The 13,974-nt window shown below is 45.8% G+C and carries 13 protein-coding genes and 1 riboswitch; of the genes, 4 read left to right on the top strand and 9 right to left on the bottom strand.

The window, feature by feature from the left end; genetic code table 11:
* Nucleotides 1–141: 141 nt before the first annotated feature.
* Both NYR53_RS14465 and NYR53_RS14460 read right to left on the bottom strand, forming a co-directional pair.
* Nucleotides 142–762, bottom strand: a complete 621-nt coding sequence (locus tag NYR53_RS14465) for a nitroreductase family protein (protein ID WP_261305809.1) — start codon at nt 760–762, stop codon at nt 142–144.
* A gap of 132 nt (nt 763–894) precedes the next feature.
* Nucleotides 895–1,440: a GNAT family N-acetyltransferase gene (locus NYR53_RS14460; protein WP_261305808.1), complete on the bottom strand. Its 546-nt coding sequence runs from the start codon at nt 1,438–1,440 to the stop codon at nt 895–897.
* Nucleotides 1,441–1,619: 179 nt separating this feature from the next.
* On the opposite strand from NYR53_RS14460, the gene NYR53_RS14455 reads away from it, so the two are divergent.
* The 3 genes from NYR53_RS14455 (at nt 1,620) to NYR53_RS14445 (ending at nt 4,979) form a co-directional block, all read left to right on the top strand.
* A complete protein-coding gene (locus NYR53_RS14455; protein ID WP_261305807.1) occupies nt 1,620–2,996 on the top strand; it encodes a dipeptidase in 1,377 nt (458 codons plus the stop codon).
* Nucleotides 2,997–3,020: 24 nt separating this feature from the next.
* Nucleotides 3,021–3,527 carry a GNAT family N-acetyltransferase gene (locus tag NYR53_RS14450; RefSeq protein ID WP_261305806.1) on the top strand — a complete coding sequence of 169 codons (507 nt, stop codon included), beginning with the start codon at nt 3,021–3,023 and terminating at the stop codon, nt 3,525–3,527.
* Nucleotides 3,528–3,875: 348 nt separating this feature from the next.
* The gene (locus tag NYR53_RS14445; protein WP_261305805.1) at nt 3,876–4,979 is read left to right on the top strand and encodes an IS4 family transposase; all 1,104 of its coding nucleotides are present in this window, start codon (nt 3,876–3,878) and stop codon (nt 4,977–4,979) included.
* Between the two features lie 230 nt (nt 4,980–5,209).
* Here NYR53_RS14445 and NYR53_RS14440 read toward each other — a convergent pair whose 3' ends face one another.
* Both NYR53_RS14440 and dapA read right to left on the bottom strand, forming a co-directional pair.
* A complete protein-coding gene (locus tag NYR53_RS14440) occupies nt 5,210–5,617 on the bottom strand; it encodes a RidA family protein (RefSeq protein WP_261305804.1) in 408 nt (135 codons plus the stop codon).
* Nucleotides 5,618–5,630: 13 nt separating this feature from the next.
* Nucleotides 5,631–6,512 carry a 4-hydroxy-tetrahydrodipicolinate synthase gene (gene dapA, locus NYR53_RS14435; RefSeq protein ID WP_261305803.1) on the bottom strand — a complete coding sequence of 294 codons (882 nt, stop codon included), beginning with the start codon at nt 6,510–6,512 and terminating at the stop codon, nt 5,631–5,633.
* Between the two features lie 123 nt (nt 6,513–6,635).
* On the opposite strand from dapA, the gene NYR53_RS14430 reads away from it, so the two are divergent.
* Nucleotides 6,636–7,511 (top strand): LysR family transcriptional regulator, encoded by an 876-nt coding sequence (locus NYR53_RS14430; RefSeq protein WP_261305802.1) that lies wholly within the window; start codon nt 6,636–6,638, stop codon nt 7,509–7,511.
* A gap of 129 nt (nt 7,512–7,640) precedes the next feature.
* On the opposite strand, the gene NYR53_RS14425 is transcribed toward NYR53_RS14430, so the two are convergent.
* From NYR53_RS14425 to carA, 5 genes are all read right to left on the bottom strand, one after another.
* Nucleotides 7,641–7,841 carry a putative motility protein gene (locus NYR53_RS14425; RefSeq protein WP_261305801.1) on the bottom strand — a complete coding sequence of 67 codons (201 nt, stop codon included), beginning with the start codon at nt 7,839–7,841 and terminating at the stop codon, nt 7,641–7,643.
* Nucleotides 7,842–7,861: 20 nt separating this feature from the next.
* Nucleotides 7,862–7,948, bottom strand: a riboswitch (cyclic di-GMP riboswitch).
* Nucleotides 7,949–8,035: 87 nt separating this feature from the next.
* A complete protein-coding gene (gene pyrE, locus NYR53_RS14420; protein ID WP_261305800.1) occupies nt 8,036–8,677 on the bottom strand; it encodes an orotate phosphoribosyltransferase in 642 nt (213 codons plus the stop codon).
* 39 nt (nt 8,678–8,716) lie between these two features.
* Nucleotides 8,717–9,406, bottom strand: coding sequence for an orotidine-5'-phosphate decarboxylase (pyrF, locus tag NYR53_RS14415; protein WP_261306371.1), 690 nt, complete (start codon nt 9,404–9,406; stop codon nt 8,717–8,719).
* A gap of 96 nt (nt 9,407–9,502) precedes the next feature.
* Nucleotides 9,503–12,712 (bottom strand): carbamoyl-phosphate synthase large subunit, encoded by a 3,210-nt coding sequence (gene carB / locus NYR53_RS14410; protein ID WP_261305799.1) that lies wholly within the window; start codon nt 12,710–12,712, stop codon nt 9,503–9,505.
* On the bottom strand, nt 12,699–13,871 hold the full coding sequence (carA, locus tag NYR53_RS14405) for a glutamine-hydrolyzing carbamoyl-phosphate synthase small subunit (RefSeq protein ID WP_261305798.1): 1,173 nt from the start codon (nt 13,869–13,871) through the stop codon (nt 12,699–12,701). The genes carB and carA overlap by 14 nt, the downstream gene beginning before the upstream one ends.
* Between the last annotated feature and the right edge of the window lie 103 nt (nt 13,872–13,974).

The raw sequence follows: 13,974 nt of genomic DNA, 5'->3' as shown, positions 1-13,974 counted from the left end.
TCATCTCTATTTCCTCCTTCATCCATATATTTGTAGGATAAAGTAGTTTTTTTAAGAAAGAAGCAGGGCAATTATAAAGTTTTTCTTAAATTATGGCGGATGACGAACTTCAAAAAATGAATGCGATAAAACGGTCTCTATTTAAACATATTTAACAAACTCACCAATCGGTTTACGATAACCGCGCGGCCGCTGGCTGGACGTATCTTCTTTCCCAATCGTAATTAACATAGCTGGAACATAGCGTTCCTCTAATTGAAGAGCCTCTATGAGCTTGTCTGCCTCAAAACCGATCATCGGACAAGTGTCCCAGCCTTGATTTTTCGCAGTAAGCATAAATAACATAGCCGATAGACTTGCATTCCGAATCGCTTCATCTCGCTTGAACGGCTCTCCCCGTTCTTCATAGAAATGTGTCACTTGCTGTACTTCGGCATCTAGCTCTTGTTTACTAAAGAAGCCCAAATGGAAAAGTCCTTCATTAATTCTTGCAGAATCCTTATACGCTTCCAAATCACCAAGGACCACAATAACTGCGGACGAGCTCTGAATTTTGTACTGTTTGTAAGACGCTTCATAGACCTTCTGTTTCATCAAAGGATCTGTGACAACAACATAATTTGCATGCTGCAAGTTATAAGCGGATGGAGCAAACTTAACCAGGGAAAAAATTTGCTCTAATTCTTTTTGTGAAATATCGATCCCTTGCGTGAATTTGCTCACAGATCGTCTAGATTTTACAACCGATTCAAAATCATTCAACGTAAAGTCCCCCTAGTCATTTATGTAATAGATGCTCAATTCCTTATTTTAGTAGAGTAATGACTTGATAGCAATATGAAATGACCCATCATGATTACATTTTTCGACATTTTTCTAAGTATTCGTTGGATTTTATTCCATCGCTGTATTGCGCAGTACCATATGGATATGGTCCTCCCAAACACCATGAATTTTTAAATATTTGAGCGCTAAGCCTTCTTCATAAAAGCCCAGCTTCTCAACGACCTTCAGAGATGCCGCGTTTCGAGGCATGATATTGGCTTCAATACGGTGAAGGTTCATCTCTTCAAAGGCGTACGCAATAATCGCTTTCAACCCCTCTGTCATGAGACCCCGATTAAGGAGTTTGCCATCCATTCGGTATCCCAAATGACAAGATTGAAAAGCACCTCTTACGATGTTATTAAGCGCAATTGACCCCACAATTCGTTCTTCAAAGAGCAGCCATACCTTAAGCAGCTGACCTTCCTCGATCTTCATTGCCTCCTGTTCCAATTGCTCAGCCTGATAATCCTTCGTGAAATACGCTTCATTGCGCTCTAATTCCCACGGTTCAAGAAAGGTTCGATTACGAACCACATAATCCAGAACCAGATCTACGGAAGAACGATCCAATGAAACTAAAGACATTCGATCGGTCTTCATCATGAGTTTCATTAACTTTCCCCCTTCAAATAGCAGGATTTACCTACATAATAATACCCACTTCTATCTACATCGTGCAAATCACTTATGAAATGTGTGTCTGATTCACTTATTTGCAGGAATTTACTTGCATTTGGGGAACTTAAAAGAAGCAACAATCTAAATGGCTTACAAAGAAGGAGAATTCAAACATGATTGAAACGATCAAAAACTATTTGAATGAGCAAAGGGACCAACACATAGAGGAATTAATGCAGTTTTTGCGGATTCCAAGCATAAGTGCAGTCGCCGAGCATCAATCAGACATAAACCGCTGTGCAGAATGGACGGCTCAGTCTTTGAAACAAGCCGGTCTTGAGAACATTGAAATTATGGCTACTGGGGGACATCCTGTTGTCTATGCAGACTGGTTACATGCTCCGGGTAAGCCAACTGTACTTGTCTACGGACATTATGATGTTCAACCGGCTGAGCCGCTGGAGCTGTGGAACACACCCCCATTTGAGCCTGTAATTCAAGATGGCAAGCTATTTGGCCGCGGCAGCACCGATGATAAAGGTCAGCTGTTGCTTTACGCCAAAGTGATTGAAGCTTTTTTACGAACGCACGGCAGTCTGCCTGTTAATGTGAAGTTTTGTATTGAGGGTGAAGAAGAGATTGCAAGTAAGAACCTGCCTGCCTTTGTGGAAAAGTATAAAGATAAATTACAAGCCGATACCATTGTTCTTTCCGATACTCAAATGCAAGGACCAGGAAAACCTGCACTTATGTATGGACTTCGCGGGCTTGCTGGGTTTGAAATTACGGTGGATGGCGCAAATAGCGACCTGCATTCGGGCCTGTTCGGCGGCGCTGTTCAAAATCCAATTCACGCTTTATCAAAGCTGCTGAGTTCGTTCCATGATCAAAATGGTCGCGTAGCGGTGGAAGGCTTCTATGATCGCGTCATTGAACTCTCTGACAAAGAGCGTGAAGCTTTTAAACAAGTAGAACCTGACGAGAGCAAGGTTCGATCCGATTTACATGTTGAAACGTTATATGGGGAAAATGGGTTCACGTTCTACGAACAAACGACTTCCAGACCGACTTTGGAAATCACATCCGTGAGCGGTGGCTTTCAGGGTGAAGGCATTAAACCAATCATTCCTAATCGTGCGAGTGCTAAAATTGCTTGCCGTCTCGTTGCTGCACAAGTGCCCGAGGAAATCATGGATGCGGTTGAACATCATATCCATGCCCTCTCTTTGCCTGGCGTCAAAGTGACCCTAGACCGCCAGCTACGCGGAAATCCTTTTATCACACCAATTGACGAGCCTGTCATGGTAGCTGCTGCGGAAGCTTATGAGGATACGTATGGCGTTTGGCCTGTATACACACGAAGCGGAGGTTCAATCCCGATTGTTGAAGTGTTAGGACGCGTATTAGATGCGCCCGTCGTGCTGCTTGGCTTTGGTTTGCCAGGTGAGAACCTGCACGCACCGAATGAGCATTTCCATTTGGTCAATTGGGACAAAGGTACAGAAACCATCAGTCGTTTCTGGCTGAAACTTGCCGCAATGTATGAATAATCACTGAAAGGAATGAGCCTTAACATGAGTACGAATCACCTAACGATTCGCGATGCCAGCTTGGAAGACTTAGCAGAAATAGTGCGAATTTACAATTCGACCATTGAAGGACGCATGGTTACAGCAGATACAGAACCCGTGACTACGGCCAGTCGCGAAGGTTGGTTCCATGAACACACTGCGGATTTCCGCCCATTATGGGTATTGGAAAACGGAAGTGGCATTTGTGGCTGGCTCAGTTTCCAGTCCTTCTATGGCCGCCCCGCCTACAATGCTACAGCGGAAGTCAGCATTTATGTCGATGAAGCTTTTCGCGGCCAAGGCATTGGTCGTTACCTGATGGAACATGCGATAGCCGCTAGTCCAAGGCTGGGACTGAAGACGCTGCTCGGCTTCATTTTCGGTCATAATGATCCGAGCCTCCACCTTTTCCGTAAATTCGGCTTCACCAACTGGGCTCATTTGCCTGGTGTTGCTGAACTTGACGGAATCGAACGCGACCTCATCATCCTTGGTAAACGAGTAGGCTAATTAGTAAGAAAAGCGGCTTAAGCCGTCCTTGATTATCAGTGTCTATAATAGTTGAATGACTCAAAATTCGATTTTTGAGTCATTCACGAGCTTCGTGAAAGTAGATGGACTAAGGAGATTACCAATGTTGTAGTTTCTACAACAATTTACACGCCTAAAGGCTATTTTGCCTGTTAAAGTTGCAGTTTGTACAACATTTTACCCCATTTGTTGCGAAATGGCTTTTATTGGGGCCTAATTGTTGTACATTTTGCAGGCCTGTTGATTATCCACTAATTGGCAGGCAAAAAGGCCGCTCATTCGGTAAACTGTTTGTACCCCTACAAACATCCGAAAGAAGGCGACCTCATGAAAAAGTCTACTATGTTCTCGAATATTCTGCAAACAATTATACCGAAAGAAGAAATTCTACCTCTCATCAATGAGGCCGGTTACGTTGACTCTGCAAGGAAATTCACTGTTTATGATCTCTTTCTATTTTTGTCCCAAGCCGCGCTTCAGCAATGGGACGGTTACCGCGACGGAGAAAAACGGATGTCATCTTCTGGTCTAGCCACAGTGGATCATTCTACGATTTCTAAAAAAGCTAAAGATGTACCATTCGAATTATTCAAACAGCTGCTTAGTCTCATGATTCAAAAATGTAATCGACCAACCCGTCGCCGCCTGCGTATCCCAAAGGAATTACTAGTTGTCGATTCAACCAAGATTACTGTTGGGATAGGACGATTGCCATGGGCACCACTAAAAGGGGAGAAAGCTGGGATAAAACTTCATGTTTCGCTTATTGCGGATACAGGCAAGTTGCATAAAGTAACGGAGACAACCGGGTATCGTCCTGATATTTCCAGTTGTGAAGACGTACTTGACGACTGCTTCATACTTGTAGCAGACCGCGCTTATGGTAAGCACAGAAAGTTTGATGACTATCTTGAGCAAAAACAATATTTCGTGATTCGGCTCAGAGATAACACCCATTTTCATGAACCAGAACTGAGAACACGTAAACGTCCTTATGCTGGGACTCTTGAACAAGACTTAACATGTCAGTTGGGGACAGCATCGACGCTCTCAAAGAATAGATTTCGTGTTGTTATCCTAAAGGATCCGCATGGTAATCCAGTTATTCTCGCTACCAATTTACACAGACCATCTGCTGAGAAAATCGCTGACATGTATAAAAAGCGGTGGCAGATTGAAGTGTTTTTTCGTTGGATTAAGCAACATTTGAATGTGCCCACTCTATTTGGAACAACTCCAAATGCCATTTATGGTCAGCTATACTCGGCTTTGTTGGTATATGTATTACTTAAATTTGTGTTCGACCAGGGAAATGCCATCGTTCATCCGAGTGCGAAGTTGTCTTTTGCCGAATTTGATCGGTTATTCAGTATGAACGAATTGCAACCAGAATGGACGGTTTATTTGACAAGCAATTTAACCTTCCCTTGAGCCCATTTATTGGTAGATCAACAGGCCTGTACATTTTGCAACATTGAGGGGAAAAGGCGGGATCTGGGCAGAAATTGTTGCACTTTCTGCAACATCCAAATTAAAGTCACCTTTACCTGCCCCAGAACCAAAACGTATAATTATAGATAAACAAAAAGCGCTTTCCCTCTTGCCCGCGATAACAAATCGCTTTCTAAAAGGGATAAGCGCTTTTTTTATACTTAAATGCCTTATTTCAAATTTTCCACAATTTCCTCTATCAAAAGAGCTTCAACCTCAATCTCTATCAATAACAAAGGATCAATTAAAGCCTTTACTTCAACCATCGTCGCCACAGGCTGTACATCGCGGAAAAACTCCCCATGTGCCCTGCCAAATTCCTCCCATAAGGATATATCCGTTACAAACATCCGCGTTCGAATCACGTCTGACATTTGCCCCCCGAGTTCATGCAGCGCCTGCTCAATCGTCTGAAGGACGAACCTCGCTTGTTCATACGGATTACCAATACCAACGACCTCTCCATCCCTCATTGCTGTTGTGCCAGCAACCTCGATGCGATTCCCCACCCGAATCGCCCGACAATAGCCTACAACAGGTTCCCAAGGTGAGCCTGTAAAAACCCTAGTCCGATTCATTACTCTCTCCCTCTCATCTTTGTAAATAAGCAGCTAACTTCTTCTGCAAACCTTCTGTAACCGAAAGCAGCGGCAATCGCAGTGTTCCGGATTCAATGATACCTTGCTGCTCAAGCAACCATTTGAGTGGTGCTGGATTTGGCTCTTCGAAAAGTAATCGAATGAGTGGCAGCAACTCATCGAATAGCTGTTTGCTCATCTCGTGCTGTCCAGCTTCAAAATGCCGATAAAACGATACAAAACGCTCCGTCATTACATTCGCTGATGCACTCATAATCCCTTTAGCACCGGAGCTTAGCGCGTCATAAAGCAATGAATCCTCCCCACACAAGACAGGTTTTGAACCAATACGTGAAAGCTCGGACACCAATCGAGTGTTCGGCGTACTGTCTTTCATACCTATGACTCCATCGAGTTCAAGTATCGTACGCACAGTATCAAGTTCCAACGTCACACCTGTCCGATGCGGTACTTCATATAAAATGACAGGCACACCTACGCTTGCTACTCGGCGAAAATGTTCAATGATCCCTTGTTGACTCGGCCTATTATAGTAAGGCACAACGACTAAAACAGCATCTGCCCCTAATTTCCAAGCAGCCGCAGTCTTTTTCACCGTGGACAACGTATCATTCGTTCCTGTACCAACAATGATCGAAGCATCTGCTTGCGCAGCCTCGCGAGCTGCTTGAGCCGTCGCGAATAAGATTGCCATCTCCTCATTTGTAATCGTCGGCGATTCCCCGGTCGTTCCATTAACGACCAGTCCATCTACCTCATCTTGAAACAAATTGTAAGCCAGATTATAAAAAGAGGCTGCATCTACCTCGTATTCCTCATCAAATGGCGTAACTATTGGAACATAGATCCCATGCAAGTCTTTCTCTCTTAACATCCCAATCATCTCCCAGTCCTATTTCATTTGTATATTCACTTTAGCATGGATCATTGGATCACAGTTAGCTATAATAAATGATAAGGATCATCAAAAATTTTGATAGTATAGCGAGGGGTTCCCATGGATTTAACCTATTTCCGAACCTTTCGGGAGGTTGCACGGAGAAAGAGCTTTACACGAGCTGCTGAAGAATTGGGCTATGCGCAATCGAGTATTACGATGCAAATTCAGAAGTTGGAACGCGAGTATGGCGTACCTCTTTTCGAAAGATACGGCCGTCAACTGCGATTAACAGCACCCGGTGAAAGTTTGCTAAAGTTGGTCTTGCAGATGCTTGATCTCTATGATCAATCCAAAGAAATGATAACAAGCGAAGTCAGCGGAACACTGACGATCGGTACGATTAACTCACTTGCTGCTTACTATCTACCACCTTTTTTACATGTACTGAAACAACAATTTCCTGGACTGAATATCCAGCTCTTCCCTGACAGTGAAGCTTCCCTCATTACCAAAGTCAGAGATGGAGACTATGACATTGGACTCCTACTAGATCGTTATCCTGCAGATACCACACTTGCTTGTACAAAGGTTAGGGAAGAACCATTAGTTTTGGTGGCACCGCTTGAGCATCCGTTCACGAAACGAACACAGATTCAACTAAGCGATTTTCAGCAAGCCGAATTTATCGTTACAGAAGAGGGCTGCATATATCGAGGCATGTTTGAAAAGTTGCTAAAAGATCATGCTGTCCCGCTTCAAATTGGATTTGAGCTCGGTAATTTAGAAACCATTAAGCATTGCGTCATGAATGGGCTTGGTATCGCTCTACTGCCTCAAATTGCCGTACAAAACGAACTGGAACACGGGAAATTAGCCCTTCTTCCTTTTTCACATTCGGACTTAAAATTGGACCTTCAACTGCTGCTGCACCCCAAAAAGTGGATGTCCCAGCCCTTGCAGTCGTTCATCGAATTGCTGACGATAAAAAGATGAATTGTTATTGTGATCACCTAATCCTGGTCCTACGCCATTCTAATTGACAATTGGCAGATCCATGACATCTGCGCGCACGAAAAAAGAAGCTCTCCTTTTCGTAAAGGTAGAGCTTCTTCCGTTATAACCTTATATGCGGATGTCGAGATTGCCACCCAAATGCGGTGTCGCAGAAGCGGTAACCAGCTGTTGAGATTTAGCAAAATCCTGTACTAATGTACTAGATGAAGCTGCTTGCATATCACTTACTTTGCTTAAAAGCTGAATGCCAACGGCTTGCTTCAAAGCGTCTCCACCACTAATCGCAGTCAGAACACTATTGATATTCACGAGCACTCCTCCTCTCATCGTTCGGTAGCTGGCAAGCATTCGGCCGCAACCGAGTAGCCCCTATAGCTTTGCGTCTGTCGCTTTCGCGTCATTTGCCATTTCGCAGATGTTAGGCTGTACCTAGCACTTATCCAGTATAGGATAAATTTACACAATTCGTCAATCTTCGCATTTCATTTTAAGCATTTACAAGCCTAAACACCAAACGCAGCAGGATTCAATCTCCAAGAACGAAGCAATTCCATATCTTCTTGTTTGATTCTCCCCTTCTCTAGAGCCACTTCAAGCAGTGTAGAGTAGTTGGAGAGTGTGTACAGTGGCATTTCAGCAGCTTGGAACGCTTCTGTAGCCTTATCTAGCTGGTAGGAGAAAATCGCCAGTACGCCTAGCGCTACTGCACCAGCTTCTTTAACAGCAATAGCTGCTTTCAAAGAACTGCCGCCTGTAGAGATAAGATCCTCAATCACGATCACTTTTTGACCTTGTTTCACAGTGCCTTCAATCAAGTTCTCTTTGCCATGTCCTTTGGCTTTATCACGAATGTAGATCATCGGAAGACCAAGCTTCTGAGCCACCCAAGCGGCATGAGGAATGCCCGCTGTTGCCGTACCAGCAACAACTTCAGCATCCGGGAATTTCTCTTGAATCAATGCTGCGAAGCCGTCAGCGATCGCTTCGCGAATAGCCGGGTGTGACATCGTCAGACGATTGTCACAATAGATCGGCGATTTGAGGCCAGAAGTCCATGTAAAAGGCTGCTGCGGTCGAAGTGCTACCGCTTCGATATCTAATAATGACGCTGCAATATGCTGCGCGATTGTTTCGAGTTGACTCATGTTACTTCCACCGTTCCTTCCGTTGTTAGACAAAGCATGCTACAAGATTGAATCGATAATCGCTTCAATCGCTGCTCTTGGATCCGCTGCGCCTGTGATCGGTCGGCCGATCACAACGTAGTCCGTCCCCTGCGCGAACGCCTCAGCCGGCGTCATGATGCGCGACTGGTCGCCCACGTCGGCTCCCGCAGGGCGAATGCCCGGCGTCACGGTGACGAACCCGTCACCGCACGCCGCCTTAATCGCAGTCACCTCAAGCGGTGATGCGACAACACCCTGAAGCCCCGCAGCATGCGCCAGGCGGGCATAGCGAATGACGGCCTGCTCAACAGTACCGGTCAGGCCGATCTCATCATTCAGCACCTGCACGCTGGTGCTGGTTAATTGCGTCACGCCGATAACGATCGGACGTGCAGCTCCAGAGCTTAGCCCCTTGTCGACACCCTCCAAGGCGGCTTCCATCATCTGCTTGCCTCCGGCAGCATGGACATTGAACACGTCAACCCCAAGGCGCGTCACGCTTTCCGCGCCGCCTTTGACCGTGTTCGGAATGTCATGCATCTTCACATCGAGGAACACCTTGTAGCCGCGCTCCTTTAGGCTCGCGACGAAGCCGGGACCTGCAGCATAGAACAGCTGCATGCCCACCTTCACGTAGCAAGGGATGCCTTCGAGCTGCTTTAGCAGCCCTTCAGCACCTTCTGCGTTCGCATAATCCAAAGCGACCATAATGCGACCGGTAACATCTGTGCGAGTTAGTATACTCAAGTTCGTCACTCTCCTTAGAGTTTTGCTTTAGCAAAACTGGCTTTGTAAGCATAGCCTTTAGACATGAATTGGCATTGCACGCGAGGAGAAGTTGATTGCTTCAAGCATATTAACAAGCGCTCTTACTGTATCGAGTGATGTCATACAAACCACACCGTTCTCCACCGCTTCACGACGAATGCGGAAACCGTCGCGCTCTGGCTCTTTACCTTTAGTCAGTGTGTTCACCACGAACTGTGCATCACCGCTGCGGATGAGATCCAGAATGTTAGGCGAACCTTCGCTTAACTTGTTCACCGTCGTCACTGGAAGACCAGCTTGTTCGATCGCTGTTGCCGTTCCGCCTGTTGCAATGATTTTATAACCAAGACGATAAAAGCCTTTTAAGATCTCAATCGCTTCTTCTTTATCTTTGTCAGCTACCGTTACGACGACAGATCCTGCCGCAGGAATTTTCATCCCCGCTCCAATTAAGCCTTTATAGAGTGCTTTGGCAAAATTGATGTCGCGACCCATAACCTCACCCGTCGATTTCATTTCAGGTCCGAGAGTTGTATCAACACGGCGCAGCTTCGCAAAGGAGAACACTGGCACTTTAACCGATACATACTTGTCTTCCGGCCATAAACCGCCTTGGTAGCCCATATCCGTCAGCTTTTGTCCCATAATGACGCGTGTAGCCACGTTGGCCATCGGGATGTTCGTTACTTTGCTTAAGAAAGGCACAGTTCTGGAAGAACGCGGGTTAACCTCGATCACGTATACTTCATCGTTATGAATAACGAACTGAATGTTGACCAAACCAACTACGTTCAGTTCAAGACCGATTTTCGTCGTAATGTCGATAATTTTTTGTTTAATCTCATCCGAGATGGATTGCGGCGGATAAACCGCGATGGAGTCACCGGAGTGAACCCCTGCGCGTTCAACATGTTCCATAATCCCTGGGATTAGAACCGTTTCTCTATCGCAGATGGCATCAACCTCTACCTCTTTACCAAGCATGTAGCGGTCAATCAGAACCGGATGCTCAGGGTTGATTTTCACGGCATATTCCATATAGCTTAGCAATTCTTCATCGGAGTAGACGATTTCCATTGCGCGTCCACCTAAGACGTAGGATGGGCGAACGATAACCGGATAACCGAACTTCGCAGCTGTACCCACGGCTTGGTCAACCGATGTAACAGTGCCTCCTGGTGGTTGAGCAATGGAGAGCTTGCTTAGTAAGGCTTCGAATTTCTTACGATCTTCGGCAGTATCAATACTTTCGAGATCGGAACCGAGAATGCGTACGCCTGCTTTGTGTAAAGGCGCAGCCAAGTTAATCGCGGTTTGACCACCGAATTGAACGATAACCCCGATTGGGTTTTCGCGTTCGATCACATTCATCACATCTTCAAAGAACAGTGGCTCGAAGTACAAGCGATCGGACGTGTTAAAATCCGTTGATACCGTTTCTGGGTTATTGTTGATAATAACCGCTTCGTAACCTGCCGCTTGGATCGCCCAAACCGCATGAACCGTGGAGTAATCGAACTCAATCCCTTGACCGATACGAATCGGACCGGAACCCAGAACAACCACTTTCTCTTTCGTTGTTTCCGTTACTTCATCTTCTTGCTCATAAGTGGAATAGTAGTATGGTGTTGATGCTTCGAATTCAGCTGCGCAAGTATCTACCATTTTGTAAACTGGTTTGATATTTTGTTGTAGACGGAATGCTCTCACATCAGCTTCTTTGGTGAATGTCGATCTGCCTGCAAGTGCGCGAATCTCAGCCACTGCACGGTCTGTAAAGCCTTTACGTTTGATTTCGAACAGCAGTTCAGCCGTCAAATCAGCAGCAGCAATCTCAGCTTCGAATTTGATCAGACCATCCAATTTGTTCAAGAACCACCAGTCAATCTTCGTCAAATTCTGCAATTGTTCTACGGTGTAACCTCTGCGATACGCTTCTGCGAGTAAGAACAGACGCTCATCGTCAGGCTTTTGCAAGCGGAACTCAAGGGTTTCTTGATCTAAGAGATCCGTCTCTTTTAGGAACAAACGATGTACGCCGATTTCTAAGGAACGAACCGCTTTATGAATGGACTCTTCGAATGTACGGCCAATCGCCATAACTTCGCCAGTCGCTTTCATTTGCGTACCCAGTTTACGGTTTGCCGCTGTAAATTTATCGAACGGCCAACGTGGAATTTTGGAAACGATGTAGTCCAGTGCTGGCTCGAAGCACGCATAAGTTTGGCCTGTTACTGGGTTGACTAGCTCATCGAGCGTGTAGCCAATCGCAATTTTCGCAGCCATCTTCGCAATCGGATAGCCCGTTGCTTTGGATGCAAGCGCTGAAGAGCGGCTTACACGCGGGTTCACTTCGATTACGTAGTATTGGAAGCTATGCGGATCAAGCGCGTATTGTACGTTACAGCCACCCTCGATGTTCAAGGCGCGAATGATTTTAAGCGAAGCCGAACGCAGCATTTGATACTCACGGTCCGACAAGGTTTGGCTTGGTGCCACAACGATACTATCTCCGGTATGTACACCCACTGGATCAAAGTTCTCCATGTTACATACCACGATGCAGTTATCGTTCGCGTCACGCATTACTTCGTACTCGACTTCTTTCATGCCCGCAATACTGCGTTCTACTAGACATTGACCGATTGGGCTGTAACGAATTCCGGAAGCAACGATTTCCGTCAACTCTTCCATCGTGTTACAGATACCGCCGCCTGTTCCACCTAATGTGTAGGCAGGACGAACGATGATTGGAAAGCCGATTTCGTTAGCAAAATCAACCGCTTGAGCAACTGTCGTTACGATAACGCTATCTGGTACAGGCTGCTCTAATTCTCTCATCAAGTCTCTGAAAAGATCACGATCCTCTGCCTTCTCAATTGCTGTTAGCTGTGTTCCGAGTAGCTTCACGTTCTCGCTTTCCAGAACGCCTGCGCGAGCTAGCTCAACAGCCATGTTCAGACCTGTTTGACCACCGAGTGTTGGAAGCAAACCATCCGGACGTTCTTGACGAATAATTTGCGTAACAAACTCAAGGGTAATCGGTTCGATATATACTTTATCCGCCATGTTCGTATCCGTCATGATCGTAGCAGGGTTGCTGTTGATCAGGATAACTTCCATGCCTTCTTCTTTAAGCGCTTGACAAGCTTGCGTACCTGCATAGTCAAATTCCGCTGCCTGACCGATGACGATAGGACCGGAACCGATAACGAGAATCTTTTTGAGTGTATTATTTTTTGGCATATTGCAGTTCCTCCTTCACAGATGTCGATGCCGTGGAAGCTTTCCACTGTGCAAGCATTTGCGCTTGGCGCGGCTGCTGTGGGTTATCGATTTTGTGCTGACGAATCAGCGAGATGAAATCATCGAACAAGTAGCTGGAGTCAAATGGACCCGGTGCTGCCTCTGGGTGATACTGAACCGAGAAAGCAGGGTATTTTTTATGTTTCAAGCCTTCAATCGTGCGATCATTATTGTTGATGTGTGTTACTTCAAGGTCAGTTCCTTGGACGGATTCTTCCTTAACCGTGTAGCCATGGTTTTGTGAAGTAATGTAGCAGCGTCCGGAAATTAAATCTTTTACCGGATGGTTACCGCCGCGGTGGCCGAACTTCAGTTTATCCGTGTCTGCGCCACATGCTAGTGCGAACAGCTGATGCCCCAAGCAAATGCCGAAGAGCGGGATATCGCCGAGTAAGCCTTTAATCATTTCGACAGCGTGAGGTACGTCTTTCGGATCCCCAGGGCCGTTAGACAGCAGAACGCCGTCTGGCGCAAGGCGACGAATTTGTTCAGCTGTAGCATCTTGAGGAACAACGACAACGTCACAGTCACGTTTGCTAAGATCACGGATGATTCCGCTTTTAGCTCCGAAGTCAACGAGAACAATACGTTCTTTGTGACCAGGTGCGCCGTATACACTTTTCGTGGATACACGAGCGACTTGATCTGTCATTAGAGGCGTTCCTCTTAGGATTTCAGTCAGCTCAGCAATCGATTTATTGGATGTTGTCAAAAGGCTTTTCATAACGCCGTGATGACGGATTTTACGAGTTAACATGCGCGTATCGATGCCGCTGATCCCAACGATGCCGTATTCTTTCAGCAAGCTACCCAGTGTATATTGCGCTCTCCAGTTACTAGGAATCTCTTCATGCTCACGAACGACAAAGCCATGAATGAAAGGACGTACGGATTCAAAATCATCCCGAATCACACCGTAGTTCCCCACTAATGGATATGTCATGGTCACGATTTGACCGCAGTAGGAAGGATCGGAAAGCACCTCCTGATAACCTGTAATTCCTGTATTGAATACAACCTCGCCGACGGATTCACCTTCACTACCGAACGATTTTCCTGTAAAAAGAGTGCCGTCTTCCAGCAACAATCTTGCCTGCATGTTCTTTCAACTCCTTCGCTATTGTCAAACGATTCTCTCGAATCGCAGATGTCATGCCTACAATTTCTTTTTCATTGCATAAGATTTGCATAAAAAGCAATCA

Source organism: Paenibacillus andongensis, assembly GCF_025369935.1.
GTDB lineage: Bacteria > Bacillota > Bacilli > Paenibacillales > NBRC-103111 > Paenibacillus_E > Paenibacillus_E andongensis.
This window is presented reverse-complemented; position numbering and strand designations above follow the sequence as displayed.